At 60.1% G+C, this 16,406-nt stretch carries 19 protein-coding genes; 15 read left to right on the top strand and 4 right to left on the bottom strand.

From position 1 onward, the window contains the following. The first annotated feature begins 43 nt into the window (after positions 1-43). Both EV281_RS12750 and EV281_RS12745 read left to right on the top strand, forming a co-directional pair. Positions 44-1,768, top strand: coding sequence for a hypothetical protein (locus EV281_RS12750; protein WP_132653468.1), 1,725 nt, complete (start codon positions 44-46; stop codon positions 1,766-1,768). Between the two features lie 49 nt (positions 1,769-1,817). Continuing rightward, positions 1,818-2,252: a DUF2721 domain-containing protein gene (locus EV281_RS12745; RefSeq protein WP_132653467.1), complete on the top strand. Its 435-nt coding sequence runs from the start codon at positions 1,818-1,820 to the stop codon at positions 2,250-2,252. 50 nt (positions 2,253-2,302) lie between these two features. Here the strand turns inward: EV281_RS12745 and EV281_RS12740 are convergent, their stop codons facing one another. From EV281_RS12740 to EV281_RS12730, 3 genes are all read right to left on the bottom strand, one after another. Then, a complete protein-coding gene (locus EV281_RS12740; RefSeq protein WP_132653466.1) occupies positions 2,303-3,205 on the bottom strand; it encodes a GNAT family N-acetyltransferase in 903 nt (300 codons plus the stop codon). A 294-nt stretch (positions 3,206-3,499) separates the two neighbouring features. Then, complete coding sequence (locus EV281_RS12735; RefSeq protein ID WP_132653465.1) at positions 3,500-3,748, bottom strand: hypothetical protein; 249 nt, start codon at positions 3,746-3,748, stop codon at positions 3,500-3,502. 58 nt (positions 3,749-3,806) lie between these two features. Continuing rightward, positions 3,807-4,280: an Hsp20 family protein gene (locus EV281_RS12730; RefSeq protein ID WP_132653464.1), complete on the bottom strand. Its 474-nt coding sequence runs from the start codon at positions 4,278-4,280 to the stop codon at positions 3,807-3,809. A gap of 244 nt (positions 4,281-4,524) precedes the next feature. Here EV281_RS12730 and EV281_RS12725 point away from each other — a divergent pair, with 244 nt between their 5' ends. From EV281_RS12725 to EV281_RS12715, 3 genes are all read left to right on the top strand, one after another. Further along, on the top strand, positions 4,525-4,857 hold the full coding sequence (locus tag EV281_RS12725; RefSeq protein ID WP_132654278.1) for a hypothetical protein: 333 nt from the start codon (positions 4,525-4,527) through the stop codon (positions 4,855-4,857). Between the two features lie 10 nt (positions 4,858-4,867). Then, complete coding sequence (locus EV281_RS12720; protein ID WP_132653463.1) at positions 4,868-5,164, top strand: hypothetical protein; 297 nt, start codon at positions 4,868-4,870, stop codon at positions 5,162-5,164. A 258-nt stretch (positions 5,165-5,422) separates the two neighbouring features. After that, entirely contained in the window at positions 5,423-6,235 is an 813-nt protein-coding gene (locus EV281_RS12715) for a class I SAM-dependent methyltransferase (protein WP_132653462.1), read from the top strand. A gap of 21 nt (positions 6,236-6,256) precedes the next feature. On the opposite strand, the gene EV281_RS12710 is transcribed toward EV281_RS12715, so the two are convergent. After that, on the bottom strand, positions 6,257-7,012 hold the full coding sequence (locus EV281_RS12710; protein WP_132654276.1) for an SDR family NAD(P)-dependent oxidoreductase: 756 nt from the start codon (positions 7,010-7,012) through the stop codon (positions 6,257-6,259). A gap of 210 nt (positions 7,013-7,222) precedes the next feature. Between EV281_RS12710 and EV281_RS12705 the strand changes: the two genes are divergently transcribed. The 10 genes from EV281_RS12705 to EV281_RS12660 all read left to right on the top strand — a co-directional run bounded on the left by EV281_RS12705 (position 7,223) and on the right by EV281_RS12660 (position 16,406). Beyond that, positions 7,223-7,819: a L,D-transpeptidase gene (locus tag EV281_RS12705; protein WP_132653461.1), complete on the top strand. Its 597-nt coding sequence runs from the start codon at positions 7,223-7,225 to the stop codon at positions 7,817-7,819. Positions 7,820-7,982: 163 nt separating this feature from the next. Next, positions 7,983-8,105, top strand: coding sequence for an ABC transporter (locus tag EV281_RS12700; protein ID WP_132653460.1), 123 nt, complete (start codon positions 7,983-7,985; stop codon positions 8,103-8,105). A 159-nt stretch (positions 8,106-8,264) separates the two neighbouring features. Continuing rightward, complete coding sequence (locus EV281_RS12695; RefSeq protein ID WP_132653459.1) at positions 8,265-8,849, top strand: hypothetical protein; 585 nt, start codon at positions 8,265-8,267, stop codon at positions 8,847-8,849. A gap of 58 nt (positions 8,850-8,907) precedes the next feature. Then, on the top strand, positions 8,908-9,495 hold the full coding sequence (locus EV281_RS12690) for a protein-S-isoprenylcysteine O-methyltransferase (RefSeq protein WP_132653458.1): 588 nt from the start codon (positions 8,908-8,910) through the stop codon (positions 9,493-9,495). 218 nt (positions 9,496-9,713) lie between these two features. Further along, entirely contained in the window at positions 9,714-10,499 is a 786-nt protein-coding gene (locus EV281_RS12685) for a hypothetical protein (RefSeq protein ID WP_132653457.1), read from the top strand. Beyond that, the gene (locus tag EV281_RS12680) at positions 10,496-11,329 is read left to right on the top strand and encodes an SDR family oxidoreductase (protein WP_132653456.1); all 834 of its coding nucleotides are present in this window, start codon (positions 10,496-10,498) and stop codon (positions 11,327-11,329) included. The genes EV281_RS12685 and EV281_RS12680 overlap by 4 nt, the downstream gene beginning before the upstream one ends. Positions 11,330-11,852: 523 nt before the next feature. Beyond that, on the top strand, positions 11,853-12,542 hold the full coding sequence (locus tag EV281_RS12675) for a CerR family C-terminal domain-containing protein (RefSeq protein WP_132653455.1): 690 nt from the start codon (positions 11,853-11,855) through the stop codon (positions 12,540-12,542). Continuing rightward, on the top strand, positions 12,539-13,546 hold the full coding sequence (hlyD, locus tag EV281_RS12670; RefSeq protein WP_132653454.1) for a secretion protein HlyD: 1,008 nt from the start codon (positions 12,539-12,541) through the stop codon (positions 13,544-13,546). Before EV281_RS12675 ends, hlyD begins: the two co-directional genes overlap by 4 nt. Then, positions 13,543-15,285, top strand: a complete 1,743-nt coding sequence (locus EV281_RS12665) for an ATP-binding cassette domain-containing protein (protein WP_132653453.1) — start codon at positions 13,543-13,545, stop codon at positions 15,283-15,285. Before hlyD ends, EV281_RS12665 begins: the two co-directional genes overlap by 4 nt. After that, positions 15,282-16,406, top strand: a complete 1,125-nt coding sequence (locus tag EV281_RS12660; RefSeq protein WP_132653452.1) for an ABC transporter permease — start codon at positions 15,282-15,284, stop codon at positions 16,404-16,406. Before EV281_RS12665 ends, EV281_RS12660 begins: the two co-directional genes overlap by 4 nt.

The raw sequence follows: 16,406 nt of genomic DNA, 5'->3' as shown, positions 1-16,406 counted from the left end.
GAAACGGTCGAGCCCCGCTATGCGAAGCTGGGGGGCGTTCGTCATGGAAGCAGGAACCCGAAACGGCGCAACCGATGCGTCGGGTCTTCCCGTCGACGCCTGCCGCGAACAGCTTGCCCTGATACTTGGCAGCGTTGATTTTGACGCCACCGATCGGGAGCGCCGATTTCTCAGCTATGTCGTGAACGAAACCTTGTGCGGGCGCGGAATGCGTATCAAGGCCTACTCGATCGCCGTGGAGGTATTTGGCCGCGACGCCTCCTTCGATCCGCAGGCCGATCCCATTGTCCGTGTCGAGGCAGGCCATCTCAGGCGCTCGCTCGAACGGTATTATCTGACCGCCGGTCTGGCTGACCCCATCCACATCAGCATACCGAAGGGCGCCTATGTTCCGACGTTTTCCCTGCATCGCTCTCCAAGTCCCGGCGACCAGGAGGCGTCCGCCGCCCCTCCGATGGCGCCGCCGCCGGCAAGGACAGTTCACCGGCTGCCTGTGATGATGGCAGCCGGCATGGCTGCAGCAGCGATAGTGGCCGCTGCCGTTCTCATGCTGTGGTGGCAGGTGATTTCTCCTCGGCCCATCGCGAGCGGTCCGGAAAGACCGCATCTGGCGGTCGAATGGTTCGAGGACCTGTCCGGCAAGGAAGGTTCCGCAGCGTTGGCTCGCGGCCTCACGCAGGAGGTCGTCAGCGGACTGTCCAAATTCAAGGACATCGTCGTCGTTCAATCCCCCGGTCCCGAGACCGAACGCCAGGTTCGATACGTGCTCGGCGGAAGCCTCTATACGTCGGCTGATACCTTCCGGCTGCAGGTCAGCCTCCGCAGCAGTCCGAACGGGACCGTGCTCTGGGCCGCGAGCTATGACGGCGCGACAACCGTTGGCGATCTGCTGAAGTCCCAGGCCGACATTGCCAGCAACGTAGCAACAACCCTGGCGCAGGCCTACGGGGTCATCTTTCAGGCCGATGCGAAGCGTGCCGTTCCGAACCCTCCGGACGACTGGGCCGCCTATGCCTGCACGCTTTCCTACTATTCCTATCGCGCCAGCTTCGATGGAAGAGTTCGCCCGTCGGTCCGCTCGTGTCTCGAGAAGGCCGTAGAACGCTTTCCCGACTACGCGACCGCCTGGGCGCTACTGTCGCTGACGCTCATCGACGAGGCCCGCTTTGGCTACCCTATCGATCCTGTCCGATCGCCGGCATTGATCGATCAGGCCCTTACCGCTGCACGGCGCGCGGTGGAACTGGAACCCTTGAATGTCCGGGGGCTGCAGGCGCAGATGTTCGCGCTCTATCTCCGGAAGGAAGTCGATGCAGCCATGAAAGTGGGCGCCAGGGCGATTTCTATCAATCCAAACGATACCGAGCTCATGGGCGAATACGGCTATCGGCTGGCAATGTCCGGAAACTGGAACGAAGGGTGCGCCCTGGTGGCGAAGGCGTGGGAGCGCAATGCGGGGCCTCCTGCATATTATGAAGCGGCACTCGCCCTTTGCTCATATTTCCATGGGGATTATGAGGAGGCAGCGATGTGGATCAGAAAGGCGGATGTGCCCGCAAACGCTCTCTATCACGTCATTGCGATCGCGATTTTCGCCGAAACGGGTGACGAAGCGCTTGCCGATCGCGAGCGCGCCTGGCTCGTCGAGCATGAGCCGGCCCTGGTGCGGAACCTCCGCGCCGAAGCGGCCCTGCGCTTCACCCGGCCCGAAGACATCGCATCTTTCCTGGGCTCGCTGAAGAAGGCCGGCTTGCAATTTTCGGAGTGATTGCAAGGTATCGCGCGGAGGCGCCAATAAACAATCAAAAGGAAATATTATGCTGAGCGAAGTAGCGACCGCTGAACAGATCTCACGCGTGATCTCGCAGGCGACTGCCCCTGCCTTTCTGTTGGGTGCTGTAGCAGCATTCATCTCGGTCTTGATCACGCGCATGAACCGGATCGTGGATCGCAGTAATGTTTTAAACGCTCTGCCTGACGGCGACCCTGGCCGCAGCCACATGAAAACTGTCCTTCCGCGATTGAAGCGGCGTGCGCGATTGCTCAACAAGGCAATAGAATACGCCGTGATGAGCGGAATCTTCACGACCGTGCTCGTCATATTGGCGTTCGCGAGCTCATTCCTGAATTTCAGGCATGAATACGGCGCAGCTCTCATGTTCTCGATCGCGCTTCTGTTCTTCGCCGCTTCCCTGGTGACCTTGCTGCTCGAGGTAAGGGCCGCACTGCACGACCTCGATTTCTATGTGTGAATATCGGCTGCGCTTTACAGCCATTGCGCGCGGCACTGGCAGATCGCAGATCACATGAAGCCTGGATTTCGCGGCAGATACTGCATCCAGTCGCCGTAGCCGGGCGATGCCATCAATAACATCGGAAAGGTGATCCGCATGCCCTGCCTGATGGCGAGGCTCAAGGCGCTGTCGCATGTGCCCGGCAGGAACGCCGATATCGTTTCGGCAGAGCCATCTGCCGCCAGCGTCAACATGGTCGCAAAGGCATCGCGAAGAACGTCGGTCCGCATGACCGCGAGGGGACCGATATGCCCATTGGAGCTGATGTAGCCATAGCCGACAGGGCCATCGCCGGCATAAAGCAGAACCCCTGTGGTCGCGGGATCACTGAGCAGGTAGCGGTGATGCTTCTCCCGCGAGGCGCCTATGGCACGGAGATCGATCTCGGCAAGATTGTTCATCGTCGCTGCGCTGCTGTCGATCGCGATGGCACGCAATGGCGGTTCCGGCAGCGTCTGCTTCACCCGTTCGCGCGTGGCATTGAAAAAGTAGATCGGCGTCTTGGGAAAGAGGCCGTGCCGCATGTAGAGACCCTGCGACACGCGATTGAAAGTGAAGGTGATCAGCGCCTTGTGGATAGCCCCCGATTTGCGGGCGTGCTCCATGGTTCGCTCCAGGAGTTCGTTTCCGATGCCCTGCCCCTGCCGGGCGGGATCGACGAACAGCTGGGCGAGGAACCAGACATCGCCGCAAACCCAGCTCCAGGCAAAGCCGAGAATTTCCCCATTCTCTTCCGCGACCCATAGGCCATCAGGGTCGTCCTGCAGCGAAAACAGCTGAAAATTGGGAGGGCTTGCTGCAGCCATCCTGCCAAAGCCATGCCGAACGGTAAGATCGTTGATGCTGGCAACCACCAGAACATCGGTCGCGGCCAGATCGTCGGCCCGTGCAGGTCTGTAGACAAGCGACATTGGATGACCCCCGCAAGTGCTTCGCGATAGAGCAAGCCGCAACGTTGGCCTCATCGGCGATCGAATGACCGTCGGGCGACGCGTCGCTTTCGGCACTCTCTATTCTCCGATGAGCGGCAGTCAGTGTGATATCAATCTCACCGTCTTGCAATGGAAGCAAATCGCCGCGGCACCAGCGACGAGGCTGGTGGCAAGCGAGCTGATTGGCCTTCGACTTTGCGATCTCCGCCGCCTGCTCGCAGCAGGCGGTCGCTCACACTGCTCAGCCAGTCAGCGGGCTCAGCCAGTCACCGGTCAAGCGATTGCGTCGACAGTCTCCTGACGGCTGAAGAGACCTCGAGCGCCTTCAACCATGATCCGCAGATGCTCCGGATCGCGCACGCCTTGCCGATAAAGCTCCACCATGATTGCGGCAATCCGCGCCGCCTCTTCAGAGGCTTTGTCGATGCCTGCCTCTTTTACAACAGTATCGAAAACAGGCTGGCAGACGGAAAGATCGTGCGCGTCGAACGGCTGCGGTTTTCGAACATCGATCGTTTTCATGTCCTGCAGATAGGAGCCAGCGCCACCTTATCGCACCGGCTCCTCGCTCCCCCTCCGATTAAGCGACGTTCTTTTCGCCTTCGATCATCTGCATCGGCGCATGGGAGCCCTCGGCGGCGCCGATTGCAATCTTGCGCGGCTTCATCTCTTCAGGGATTTCGCGCTTCAGCGCGATGGTCAGAAGGCCGTTCGTCAGCGAGGCGTTTTCGACGCGGACATGGTCGGCAAGTTCGAAGCGCCGTTCGAAGGAACGGCCGGCAATGCCGCGATGCAGATAGTCGCCCTGCTTTTCCTCGTTCTTCTCGCCTTTCACGACCAGCACGTTGCGTTCCTGAGTGACGTCCAGATCGCTATCGGCAAAACCTGCGACCGCCATCTGGATGCGATAATCGTTATCGCCGGTCTTGACGATGTCGTAGGGCGGCCAGGTGTCGATGGCCTGCAGACGCTGCGGATTGTTCAGAAGGTTGAAAACGCGGTCGAAGCCGATGCTCGAGCGGTAGAAGGGTGCGAAGTCGAATTCGTTTCTCATGACCAAATCCTCCGTAAAGCGAGTTGGAAAGGAGACGCGTCGGAAACTGCGTCTCCGGCTTCCGGCCCCCTGCTGGGCTGCCGGCAAAAATCGATTTGGTTTGGCTGTTTTCGCCTTTCAAGAGGGCCTGCAAAATTTTTTTGAACACGCCGCTCCGGTCCACTTGAACGCCGAAAACACCGAAACAATCTCTTATCCGCCTGGAGATTTTCTTCACCTGTCGAAAGTTTTTAGGAGATCGAACATGACTATCGAAGGCACGGCAGCAGTTGGCTCGGCAAATGTCCTCGATGCCATCTCGGCGTCGCATATCCTGCATCCCCAGCAACATTTTTCCCATCCGGACGAAGTCCTCGCTTCGGACAAGATAACGACCGAAGAGAAGCGCGCGATCCTCGCATCGTGGGCGTCCGACCTTCACGCGGTCGAATCCTGTCCTGAACTGCGTCACCCTCCTGGTGTCGCCTGCTCCATCCGCTACCGGGATATCCTTGCTGCTCTGAAGTCCCTGGACCGGCAGGATTTCGCCATGAGCAGTCGGGAGCAGGCCCGCAAGCCAACCTGGATCTTCGGATAAGGAGAATGGAATGCGACAGAAGGCGTTACAGTCTCCAGCCGCTCCGCAAGGCAACCCGATCACCGACAGGCTTGTTCTCGCATCGAGATATCAGGAATGTCTGCGCCGGCTTTCGCGCGCCGCTGACCGGCTCCATCACGCCGATCTCGGCGAGAAATTGATGGAGATCGCCAGGTGCATGGAGCGGATGAGCGACGAGATCGCGATCAACGAAGCGGGCGTCGAAGTCCTGAGACGCGCGGCACGGCTGATCGGCATCGTGGAAGCATTGGTCGACCGCAAGGCAAAAGCGTCGATCCTGCATTGAACGTTTGGTCGATGTCACTGAATGAAAGCCCGCTTCGGGTGCGAGGCGATCGGCGTCGTCCCTGTCAGGCACCAAGCGGATTTGACATCGGGATTTTCTGCGCCATGCGGACCGACAGAATTGAAGTGAGACCTGCATAGGATGCTGCCCGAAGGGCGGAAGACGGCAGCCTATTCGTGGACGATTGGGAAAATGAGCCGGAGGAACGGCTGATTATGTGCTATTCTCATACCCCATCAATCGGGTGGTGGGACAGCAATGCTGGAAACGGACAAGATATTCGCCGGCTCGATTCCGGAAAACTACGACCGCTATATGGTCCCTTTGATTTTCGAGCCATACGCAGCAGATCTTGCGCGACGAGCAGCATCCCTGTCGCCCGATACCGTCTTGGAAATCGCCGCGGGCACAGGGGCGGTTACCCGCATCTTGGCGCCAAAACTATCCGCTGACGCAACTTATACCGTAACCGACCTCAACCAGCCTATGCTCGATTATGCCGCTTCGCGCCAGCCTCCCGACAGCCGCATCAGATGGCGCCAGGCGGATGCCCTGGCGCTGCCGTTTGAAAACGCAGCCTTTGATCTCGTTTGTTGTCAGTTCGGAGTGATGTTCTTTCCCGACCGCATGTCCGGCTACCGCGAAGCGAGACGGGTACTAAAACCCGGAGGGCATTTCCTGTTCAATGTTTGGGATCGCATCGAGGAGAATATCTTTGCGCATGACGTGACGAATGCTCTTGCGGAAATGTTTCCGGACGATCCGCCACGCTTTCTGGCGCGCACGCCGCACGGCTATCACGATATCGCCCTGATCCGCCGCGATCTGGAGGAGGCGGGTTTCTCGCATATGACGATCGAGACGAGAGCCGAACAAAGCCGGGCGCCCTCGCCGCGTCTTCCTGCCGTCGCCTATTGTCAGGGTACCCTTCTTCGCACGGAAATAGAGGCGAGAGACGCCGAAAAACTCGACGCTGCTATCGAACACGCCGCATCCGCGATTGCAGCCAGACATGGCAGCGGCGAGGTTGCTGCAAAAATTCAGGCACATGTCATCATGGCTGTGGCGTAAACCCGGCCACGCGCCTGACCTCTAATGCGCGGTATAGGCGCCATCCACCAGGTAGTGAGCACCGGTGATGAAGCTGGCCCGTTCGGATAGCAGGAAGCAGACGAGATCGGCGACCTCATCAGGCGTTCCGCGCCGGCCCATGGGCTGAAGAGCTGCCATGCGGCGCGAGTTTGCGGCCTCCAGATGCTCCGACAGGAGTGGAGTATCGATCCAGCCGGGACCGACAGCATTTATCCGGACGCCGAACCGCGCGTATTCTATCGCAGCAGCCTTCGTCAGCCCGACAACCCCGTGCTTGGCAGCCGTATAGGCTGCCGCGGTCGGCAGGGCGACGGAACCGAGGGTGGAAGACATGTTGACGATCGCACCCCCGCCCCGTTTCAGCATCGCGCGGATCTCGCATTTCACACAATAGAAGACGCTGTTCAGATTGACATTCATCAATCTGTGCCAGTCTTCCAGCGGATAGTCCCCAACCGCTGCTCGTACCCCGTCAATGCCGGCATTGTTGACAGCCAGATCGAGACCACCGCATGTCTCGACGGCAAAATCGACAAGTTCCTGCACGGCCCCTGCATCACTCACGTCGACGACAAATGCGTGGGCGCTTTTCCCGCTGGCCTGAATTGCCGCCGCAGTCTCGCGCACTGCATCGGCGTTGATATCTGCGACGACGACCTCAGCCCCCTCATCGGCAAGTTGCCGGGAAACCACAGCCCCGATGCCGGAACCTGCGCCCGTCACAAGTGCGACTTTTCCTTCCAGGCAAAGTTTCATCATGTCCATCCATCTCAGTATGCTAATACTCAGGCGAAACACCGACTTGACGCAAGGAGATTCGCGGGTCAATAAAATTACACACCATTATAAGTTGCGCACTTTGTAATTTGACAAGTGTATGGTTCTGCAAAGCGAATGTCCCGGCCGGAAAACGATGCACTACCGGTCGGAAATCAGGGGCCGTCCGAACTATTTTGGCAGGTGGAAATGGATAGACAAGTTGCTGTTAAGCGCCGGGGCCTGATCTTGGGCAGCCTGGCCGTCATGCTTGGCGGATGTAGTACGACATCGGATGGTCCGCCAATCGGATATCGTGTATTCGGGAGCGATCCGGACGTCGACCCCCGCTATCGGCGCCAGGAAGTTGCCTATACCGGAAGCGAGCCGGCCGGTACCATCGTCGTCGATACCGGGGCACGCTATCTCTACTTCGTCGAAGGCAATGGCATTGCCACGCGCTACGGTGTCGCCGTCGGGGAAGAAGGGCTGAGCTTCAAGGGCGTGGCCACGATCGGCCGCAAGGCCGAGTGGCCGTCCTGGAAGCCCACCGACGACATGATCGCGCGCAAACCGCGTCTGGCGCAATATGCCGACGGCGTACCGGGAGGACCGGACAACCCGCTCGGCGCTGCAGCACTTTACCTCTATCAGGGCGGACAGGACACCCTCTTCCGGCTGCACGGAACGAACGCGCCCTGGTCGATAGGCCACGCCGTTTCGAACGGGTGCATCCGGCTGACGAACGCAAACATCATGGATCTCTACGGCCGCACCCGCGTGGGAACGCGTGTGGTGGTCATTTGATCGCGTTTACCATTTGAAATTGCGGGGTTGGCCACACCGGTAAGTATCTGCTAAAGTAGATTCGTTGCACATTGCATCACTCCCGCACTGTCCAAGGTGCCGATTATCGTCAAACTTTGAGGTGCAGTCTTTCAGGTCTGCGCTAGGATGAGGAGAGGACTTAATGAGCAGAATTTTATTTTTGATCCTCGCAACGCTTGCGGTGGCCAATCTGAGTGCCTGCGGGTCGATTGGTAAAGGCAAGGGGAAAGCTCCGCCGCCTGCGGCAACGGCCGTCTACAAGTAAAATTCGCAACGATACTTCGGAAGGGCTCGACAGGCCCTTCCCCTTCCTTACATCCTAAAAACCAGCCAGGCTTGATCCACCTGCCATTCAGCAAGCGGGAACGGCTCATTATCTGGCGTCAAGCTCGCATTTTGAGGAGCTTGCACATGGAGCGTATTGATGGCGCCTGGAAGAAGCCGCTTGTGCCTGGTCGCTGTTCTGGCGGTCATTGTCTCATCGTGCCAGACTGAAGACAAAGCCCCCCAACCGCATTACACATCCGACGCCAGCGACCTGAAGAAACCTGTTACGGCTGCGGAAAAATCCAACCGGCATTTCATTGAATTCCGCTCGCGTTATGCGCTGACCTACGGTCACACCTACGTCGTCTTCGGGCGCGCAGACAAGAATGGAAGAATGATCAATCCCGAGGTTGCGGGGCTTGCCCCGGCATCGGAAGATGCGGCGCCCTACGTCATCGGCCACTTCATTCCTGTCCCCGCCACGACGGGTGCAACGGACGGCGACCTCGAAGAGCAATACCGCTCGGCAAGCTGGCGCGTGATGCTGACGGATGACCAATATAATGACACGGTCGCCTATATCAGAGGCCTGCAGGCGCGAAGCCGCCTCTGGGAAGCAACCGTCTACAATTGCAACGCCTTCGTGGCCGACATCGCGCGTCATATGGGCTATAAGACGCCGGGTATCTGGCTTCGGCCGCAGCAATTCGTTACAAAACTGCGGGAGATGAACACGGGTTGATAAAAAGCAGGGCGATCCCGAAAACGGGTCGTAGAAAGGTTCTGGTGCCGATTTGAGCTTGTCAGTTCATACCATTGGCGAGATCGTCTGGGTCGTCGGAATTATTGCATGGTACGTCATTCGATACCCATTTGAGCGTCGCGGCAAGCGGGTGCCTGTCGTCAGCAATCGGCGGAGCGCGTCGGAGAAGATAGCGCTTGCGGCGGCTCTCGCAGGTCTCGCGATCGTGCCGGGTTTCTATGTCGCGACGGGCATTCCGAAAGCCGCCGATTATCCTGCACAGTCCTGGGCGGTTCTGGTGGGCGCAATCGTCTTCGTGCTCGCCATGTGGGTCTTTCGAAGGACGCATAAGCAGCTCGGGCGAAACTGGTCCATCACGCTGGAAATCCGCCAGAAGCATGAGCTGATCTGCGCCGGGCCCTACGCGCTCGTGCGCCACCCCATGTACACTTCCTTCATGTTGATGGGGCTTGCACAGGCTTTTCTCCTGTCGAACTGGGTGGCTGGTCTTGCAGGCCTCATCGGTTTTGCGGTGCTGTTCTTCCTGCGAGTGGACAAGGAAGAGCGTATGATGCTCGACGTTTTCGGTCCTGAGTACCGCGCCTATATGGACAAGACGAAGCGGATCATTCCTTATCTCTATTAGAGCAATTCCAGCAAAGGTGTGCAGCGGTTTTGCGCCCGGAATTGCGTGAAAACAAAGAGATGGATCATTTGCGTCTTTCGAAGAAAAATGGAAGCGATCTGCTGCCTGATTCCTTAAACCGGAATCGATTTAACGACAAAATCATGCAGCAGTTTCAAGTGCTACAGCGTCCCTTGCGCGTATGAAAAGACGCGCGGCGCTGTAGGGGGAGGACAAGGATGAGGGGACGAACGATCAGGCTTTCGGCCGCAAGACGGCTCGTCGGAGATCTGATGAGATTTTCGATCGGCATACCACGCGTCACCGTTCAGCGGCAGATGAACATCCGCGCGCTGCTCGATGCCAGGAGCGGCTGCGATCCCCGCCCATCATGGACCGTGCTGTTTCTGAAGGGATATGCGCTCCTGTCAAAGGAGATTCCGGATCTGCGGCGTGCCTACATCAAATTTCCGCGCCATCAACTCTACGAATATCCCGAAAGCGTGGCCTCCATCGCTCATGAGCGTGAACATGAGGGTGAGCGGATCGTTCTCCTGAGCACGATCAAAAGCCCGGAACAGCGCCCTATCCCCGAACTGGAAAAGCTGATCCACGAAGCGCGGTCGCTTCCCATTGCCGAGATCAAGGAGTTTCGCCGCTCGCTCAAGCTTGCCTGCGCACCGGCTTTGCTCAGATGGTCGCTGATGTGGCTCGGGCTCAACCTGGGGCGAAAACGCGCGCGTTATTTCGGCACGTTTCAGCTATCGGTCTATTCGGGCCTCGGCGCGGAATCTCTCAATCCCCTCACCCCTTTGACCACGCTCCTGAACTACGGTCCGATCGACAAGAACGGGACGGTCACCGTTCGCATTCATTATGATCACAGGGTCATGGACGGGGCCAGCATCGCACGGGCGCTGGAACGTTTTGAACGGATTTTGAACGGCGAGGTCGTTGACGAGTTGAAAGGGCTCTCCCACTATCGGGGTCCTACCGGTGCGGCGATTGCAGGAGCCTCTCAATGACATCAAGCGGCGAGCCTCGCTCGGCCGTCGTCGTTCTTGGTGCCTCCCGAGGCATCGGGCGGGCAATTGCCAAGGTTGCTGCGCGGGAGCGCAATGTCATCGTACTCGTGGCCCGCTCCCCCGAGGGGCTGGCGGCGACGGCGGCCGAGGTGGAGGAGGCCGGCGGCAAGGCTTTCACGATCGCCCTCGATCTCGTTGCGTCAGACGCATCGGCTCGCCTCGAGGCTTTTCTGGCTGCCAATGATTTGGCCTGCAACGTTCTTGTCAACAGCGCTGGATATGGACTGCGCGGCGCAGCAACGTCACTTCCCGCGGACGACCAACTCGGCATTATCGATCTCAATATCCGCGCCCTGGCCGACATGACCCTTCGCTTTCTGCCTGGAATGGTGGCTCGCCGGAGTGGCGGCGTGCTCAATCTGGGCTCCATCGCCGGTTTCACTCCCGGGCCCTACATGACCTTCTACTATGCCAGCAAGAGTTTCGTGCGTTCCTTTTCGGCCGCACTTCATGAGGAGGTTCGCCGCTTCGGCGTCACCGTGACATGCGTGGCGCCCGGCCCGGTATCGACGGACTTTCTTGAAAAATCCGGCGCCAATCGCACGGCCCTCTTCAAGGTCTTGCCCAAGCTCGATGCAGATTATGTGGCCGAGCAGGCATGGCGCGGCTTCAAGTCAGGCCGTCGCCTCGTTGTTCCCGGCATCTCTGCCAAGCTGACAGCGTTCATCGCCACGGTTTTGCCGACGGCAGCCGCTCTCCGGCTAATCGGTCGGGTTCAGCGCAGAAGCAGAGATCCGCGTCCTCACGGATCAGGGACGGGGACCGGATAACGTTGTGAAAGCGGCGCAGGCACTGTCGGCATCCCAATACGCCGCCGATTCCGGCGAGCACCATTGATGCTTCTCGCTGCGCACGAAAACCTGCTTCGAACTCTCCGTGTCATCCCCTCCCGATGCGTCCTCTCTGATCCGCAGCCACCAGACCGCAGTGAGGTGCGGCGCCGTCAACTGCCCGTCGTGAGGCGCCGGCTTCAGGACTTCATTGTGCAGGCGGCCGCCTTTTTGCGCGCCGGCATCATCGGCGCAAGCCACGGTCAGGGGAAGAGCGAGAGTAGCGCCGGTTACGAGCGCCCTCCACACATGTCGCCTCACCCTGGCCGTGACGTGCTGGTTTCTCATCAGCCTATTCAGCCAGAATATTAGCGTTTGCGGAAGTACAAAAAGGTGAATGCGCGGCAGTAAACGAAATATACTGCCCGTTCGCGTTCGCAGTCCTCATACACGTAAGGGCAGGCCCGGCAAAAGAAGCATTCATTCGATTGACTGAAAGTTTCATCAGGTTTATATACGAGCCATGACAGACGAAAAAACCCAGCCAAATCGCGCCGAGATCACGCGGGAAAAGCTGTTGTCCGCAGCCCTCGATGTCTTCGGCCGTTATGGCTTCGACGGCACGTCGACGCGGCAGCTGAGCGAGGCTGCGGGCGTCAACCTGCAGGCCATTCCCTATTATTTCGGCAGCAAGGAAGGCCTCTATGTCGCGACATCGGATTATCTGGTCTCACGCATCGAGCGCCATGTCGGCGGCCTGCGGCAGCGGATCGGCGCCCGTCTCATGGAACTTGCTGCTGCCGGGCAGGAGCTGAGCGAAGACGAGGCGCGACTTCTCCTGACGGAGATCGCAACGACCATGGTCAGCCTCTTCGTCAGCAAGGAATCCGAGCCCTGGGCACGGTTCGTCATCCGCGAGCAGATGGAACCGACAGAGGCCTTCGCCCGTGTCTATCAGGGCCTGATGGGCCCGATGATCGGGATTGCGCGCCGGCTGATCGGCACCATCCTGCAGGACGACCCGGCCTCAGAGCACGTGCGGCTGCGCACGCTTGCCTTCGTCGGCAACATCCTGATCTTCCGCGTCGCTCATGCCGCCGTTCTCGCGCAGATGGAATGGCAGTCGGTCGGCCCCGAACAACTTCAGACCCTTTGCACTCTCGTTGCAGAACTTGTCGGCCAGTTGCAGCCGGCGAAAGGAAATACTCGATGAGACGGATTGTCCCCTTCGCCATCATCATTCTGCTTGCCGGGACAGCCGCCGCCTGGTGGTATGGCCTGCCCCAGAAGCTTGGCTGGCTGCCGGAACGATCAAGAGAATTCGCGCTCTATGGCAACGTCGATATCCGCCAGGTTTCCCTCGGCTTCCGCGTCAATGGCCGGATTGCCTCGCTCGCTGTCGATGAAGGCGACACGGTCACAAGCGGCGAGGTGCTCGGCAAGCTCGACGCAGCGCCCTTCGAGGCCGCCGTTGCCTCTGCAGAAGCCAATGTCGCAGCCCTTCAGGCAACACTCGACAAGCTGAAGGCCGGCCCGCGCCAGACGGAAATCGCCCAGGCCCGCGCGCAATACGACGAAAGCCTTGCGGCGCTGAACAATGCCAATCTCGCCTATGACCGCGCCCGCCAGCTCCGCCCCCAGGGCACGATCTCGGAGGCCAGTCTCGATCAGGCAACCGCCAACCGCTCGATGGCTGCAGCCCGTGCCGAATCCGCCAGCGAAGCGCTGAAACTCCTGGAGGAAGGCAGCCGTGCAGAAGACATTGCCGCTGCCGAAGCGCAATTGACAGCCGCGCAGTCATCGCTGGCCTCCGCCCGTATCTCGCTTGCCGATACCGAACTGCGCGCCCCCAATGACGGCGTCATCCTTTCTCGCGTGCGCGAGCCAGGCGCCATCGTTTCACCCGCCGATATCGTCTATGTGCTCTCGCTGACTGAGCCGGTCTGGGTGCGCAGTTATGTGGCGGAAGGCGACCTCGGCCGCCTGCATCCCGGCATGAAGGTTCAGGTGACTTCGGATACGCATCCCGATAAACCCTATGACGGCACGATCGGCTTCATTTCGCCGGTGGCGGAATTCACGCCGAAATCGGTCGAGACGCCGCAACTGCGCACCGACCTCGTCTATCGCCTGCGCATCGTCATCGACAAGCCCGGACCCGATCTGCGCCAGGGCATGCCCGTCACCATTCGTTTTCCCTCTCTGGCCGCGCCATGAGCCCCTCCCCCACCTCGACGGATGAAGCGCTGGTCCGGCTTGCCGACGTCACCAAGCGCTTCGGCGATGGCCCCGCCGCGCTCGATGCCGTCTCCGGCGAGGTCAAGGGCGGCGCAATCACCGGCCTCGTCGGCCCTGACGGCGCCGGCAAGACGACGTTGATCCGACTGATGACCGGCCTCATGCTGCCGGAAAACGGCGCGGTCGAGGTGCTGGGCTTCGATACCCGCAAGAACCCGGCCGCCATCCAGGCATCGATCGGCTATATGCCGCAGCGCTTCGGCCTCTATGAGGACCTCTCCGTTCAGGAAAATCTCGATCTCTATGCCGATCTCCGCGGCCTGCCGAAGGGCGAGCGCGCCGCCTCCTTCGACGAGCTTCTGACTTTCACCGACCTCAAGCGCTTCACCACGCGGCTCGCCGGCAAGCTCTCGGGCGGCATGAAACAGAAGCTCGGCCTTGCCTGCGCTCTGCTGAAGAAGCCGCGTCTGCTGCTGCTCGATGAGCCGGGTGTCGGCGTTGACCCGATCTCGCGCCGCGATCTCTGGAAAATGGTCGAGAACCTGACGCAGGAAGGCATCGGCGTGCTCTGGTCGACGGCCTATCTGGACGAGGCCGAGGCTTGCGATCACGTGCTGCTGCTCAATCAGGGCAAGCTGCTCTTTTCCGGCAAGCCGCATGATCTGACCGGCCGCGTGGAAGACCGGGTCTTCAAGGTCTCGGGCGTGACGGGCCGCAGGCGACAGGTGCTGGCCGAACTCTTGCAGACGAAAGGCGTCATCGACGGCGTCATCCAGGGTGATGCCATCCGTCTCGTGACATCGCGGGATGAGCCCCCTGACATCGGCAGCGCCGGCGCAAAAGCGAAGCTGATACCCACCCCTCCCCGTTTCGAAGATGCCTTCATCGACATGCTCGGCGGCGGCCCCGGCGGACGTTCGAAACTCGCCGAAGCGCAGGCGCCACCGAGCGAGACAGGCGAGCGTCCCGTCATCGAAGCCCACGGCCTGACCAAGCGTTTCGGGGATTTCACCGCCGCCGATAACATCACTTTCGATATAAGCCGCGGCGAGATCTTCGGACTCCTTGGACCCAACGGCGCTGGCAAGTCCACCACCTTCAAGATGCTCTGCGGCCTCCTGAAGCCAACCGGCGGCGAAGGCCGCGTCGCCGGCTTCGACCTGCGCAAGGATGCCGCCGAGGCGCGCAACCAGCTCGGCTATATGGCACAGAAATTCTCGCTCTACGGCGATCTCACCGTCATGCAGAATCTCGAATTCTTCGCCGGCGTCTACGGTCTTTCCGGCGGCCGCCGGCGCAAGCGCATCGAACTGATGACCGAGATCTTCGATTTCGGCCGCTATGCGCGCCATTCGGCAAAAGACCTGCCGCTCGGCCTGAAACAGCGGCTGGCGCTTGCCTGCGCCGTCATGCACGAGCCGCGCGCGCTTTTTCTCGACGAGCCCACGTCAGGCGTCGATCCGATCACCCGGCGCGAATTCTGGACGCATATCAACGCGCTCGTCGAAAAGGGCGTCACTGTGCTGGTGACGACGCATTTCATGGACGAGGCGGAATATTGCGATCGAATCTCGCTGATCTATCGCGGCCGTTCTATCGCCCTTGGCTCGCCCGATGAACTGAAGGCGCGCGTGGCGACGAAAGAGCAGCCGGATCCGACGATGGAGGATGCCTTCGTCGCGCTCATTCAGGAATCGGAAACGGAGAAGGCCGCATGAGCACCTCCTCCAGAGCCCGCCGCTTCGCTGCCCTCGTGCGCAAGGAAAGCTATCAGGCGATCCGCGATCCCAGCACCATCCTCATCGCTTTCGTGCTGCCGCTGATCCTGCTTTTCCTCTTCGGCTACGGTGTATCGCTGGATACGACCCGCACCCGTATCGGTCTCGTGCTCGAACAGGCAACGCCGCTCACGCAGGATCTCGCCGCAAGTTTCCAGGCTTCCCGCTATTTCTCCGTCACGGTCGGGCGCGATCGGCGCATGTTCGAAGAGGATCTCGTGCGCGGCACCGTGCGCGGTATCGTCGTCATTCCCGCCGATTTCACCACCGATTATGCCGCCGGCAACCATCCGCAGATCCAGGTTCTCGTCGATGGCTCTGATCCGAACACCGCCAATTTCGTTCAGAACTACGCGCAGGGCGCCGTCGCCAACTGGGAACGCCAGCGGCGGTCCGAAGCGGTCGCCGCCGGTCCACCGATCTCGATAGAGCAGCGCTTCTGGTTCAATCCGGAACTTACGAGCCGTAACTTTCTCGTTCCCGGCTCCATCGCCATCGTCATGACGCTGGTCGGAACCTTGCTGACCTCGCTCGTCGTCGCCCGCGAATGGGAACGCGGCACGATGGAGGCGATGATGGCGACACCTGTCACATCAGCCGAACTGCTGGCCGGCAAGATCCTACCTTACTTCCTGCTCGGCCTTGCCTCCATGACGCTTTGCGTGCTCCTGGCCGTCTTCCTCTTCCACGTGCCGTTCCGTGGCTCCATTCTCGCGCTCTATGCGCTGTCGGCCGCCTTCCTGATCCCCGCGCTCGGCCAGGGCCTGCTGATCTCAACGGCGACGAAGAACCAGTTCCTCGCCTCGCAGATCGCGCTGATCTCTGCCTTCCTGCCGGCTTTCCTGCTGTCAGGCTTCATCTTCGAGATCAATTCCATGCCCGAGATCATCCAGTGGATCACCGTCATCGTGCCGGCGCGCTATCTCATCCCCAGCCTGCAGACGGTATTCCTGGCCGGCGATATCTGGCCGATGTTCGCTCGCTCCATCGCCGTCATGCTCACGATCGGCGGCGTCATGTTCGTGCTGGCCGCCCGCGCTAACAGGAAGAGGATCGGTTGA

Source organism: Rhizobium sp. BK418 (assembly GCF_004341105.1).
Classification (GTDB): domain Bacteria; phylum Pseudomonadota; class Alphaproteobacteria; order Rhizobiales; family Rhizobiaceae; genus Rhizobium.
This window is presented reverse-complemented; position numbering and strand designations above follow the sequence as displayed.

Coding starts and splice junctions, on each gene's coding strand:
- EV281_RS12750 (WP_132653468.1), top strand. CDS start 44: ATGGAAGCAGGAACCCGAAACGGCGCAACCGATGCGTCGGGTCTTCCC.
- EV281_RS12745 (WP_132653467.1), top strand. CDS start 1,818: ATGCTGAGCGAAGTAGCGACCGCTGAACAGATCTCACGCGTGATCTCG.
- EV281_RS12740 (WP_132653466.1), bottom strand. CDS start 3,205: ATGTCGCTTGTCTACAGACCTGCACGGGCCGACGATCTGGCCGCGACC.
- EV281_RS12735 (WP_132653465.1), bottom strand. CDS start 3,748: ATGAAAACGATCGATGTTCGAAAACCGCAGCCGTTCGACGCGCACGAT.
- EV281_RS12730 (WP_132653464.1), bottom strand. CDS start 4,280: ATGAGAAACGAATTCGACTTCGCACCCTTCTACCGCTCGAGCATCGGC.
- EV281_RS12725 (WP_132654278.1), top strand. CDS start 4,525: ATGACTATCGAAGGCACGGCAGCAGTTGGCTCGGCAAATGTCCTCGAT.
- EV281_RS12720 (WP_132653463.1), top strand. CDS start 4,868: ATGCGACAGAAGGCGTTACAGTCTCCAGCCGCTCCGCAAGGCAACCCG.
- EV281_RS12715 (WP_132653462.1), top strand. CDS start 5,423: ATGCTGGAAACGGACAAGATATTCGCCGGCTCGATTCCGGAAAACTAC.
- EV281_RS12710 (WP_132654276.1), bottom strand. CDS start 7,012: ATGAAACTTTGCCTGGAAGGAAAAGTCGCACTTGTGACGGGCGCAGGT.
- EV281_RS12705 (WP_132653461.1), top strand. CDS start 7,223: ATGGATAGACAAGTTGCTGTTAAGCGCCGGGGCCTGATCTTGGGCAGC.
- EV281_RS12700 (WP_132653460.1), top strand. CDS start 7,983: ATGAGCAGAATTTTATTTTTGATCCTCGCAACGCTTGCGGTGGCCAAT.
- EV281_RS12695 (WP_132653459.1), top strand. CDS start 8,265: ATGGCGCCTGGAAGAAGCCGCTTGTGCCTGGTCGCTGTTCTGGCGGTC.
- EV281_RS12685 (WP_132653457.1), top strand. CDS start 9,714: ATGAGGGGACGAACGATCAGGCTTTCGGCCGCAAGACGGCTCGTCGGA.
- EV281_RS12680 (WP_132653456.1), top strand. CDS start 10,496: ATGACATCAAGCGGCGAGCCTCGCTCGGCCGTCGTCGTTCTTGGTGCC.
- EV281_RS12675 (WP_132653455.1), top strand. CDS start 11,853: ATGACAGACGAAAAAACCCAGCCAAATCGCGCCGAGATCACGCGGGAA.
- hlyD (WP_132653454.1), top strand. CDS start 12,539: ATGAGACGGATTGTCCCCTTCGCCATCATCATTCTGCTTGCCGGGACA.
- EV281_RS12665 (WP_132653453.1), top strand. CDS start 13,543: ATGAGCCCCTCCCCCACCTCGACGGATGAAGCGCTGGTCCGGCTTGCC.
- EV281_RS12660 (WP_132653452.1), top strand. CDS start 15,282: ATGAGCACCTCCTCCAGAGCCCGCCGCTTCGCTGCCCTCGTGCGCAAG.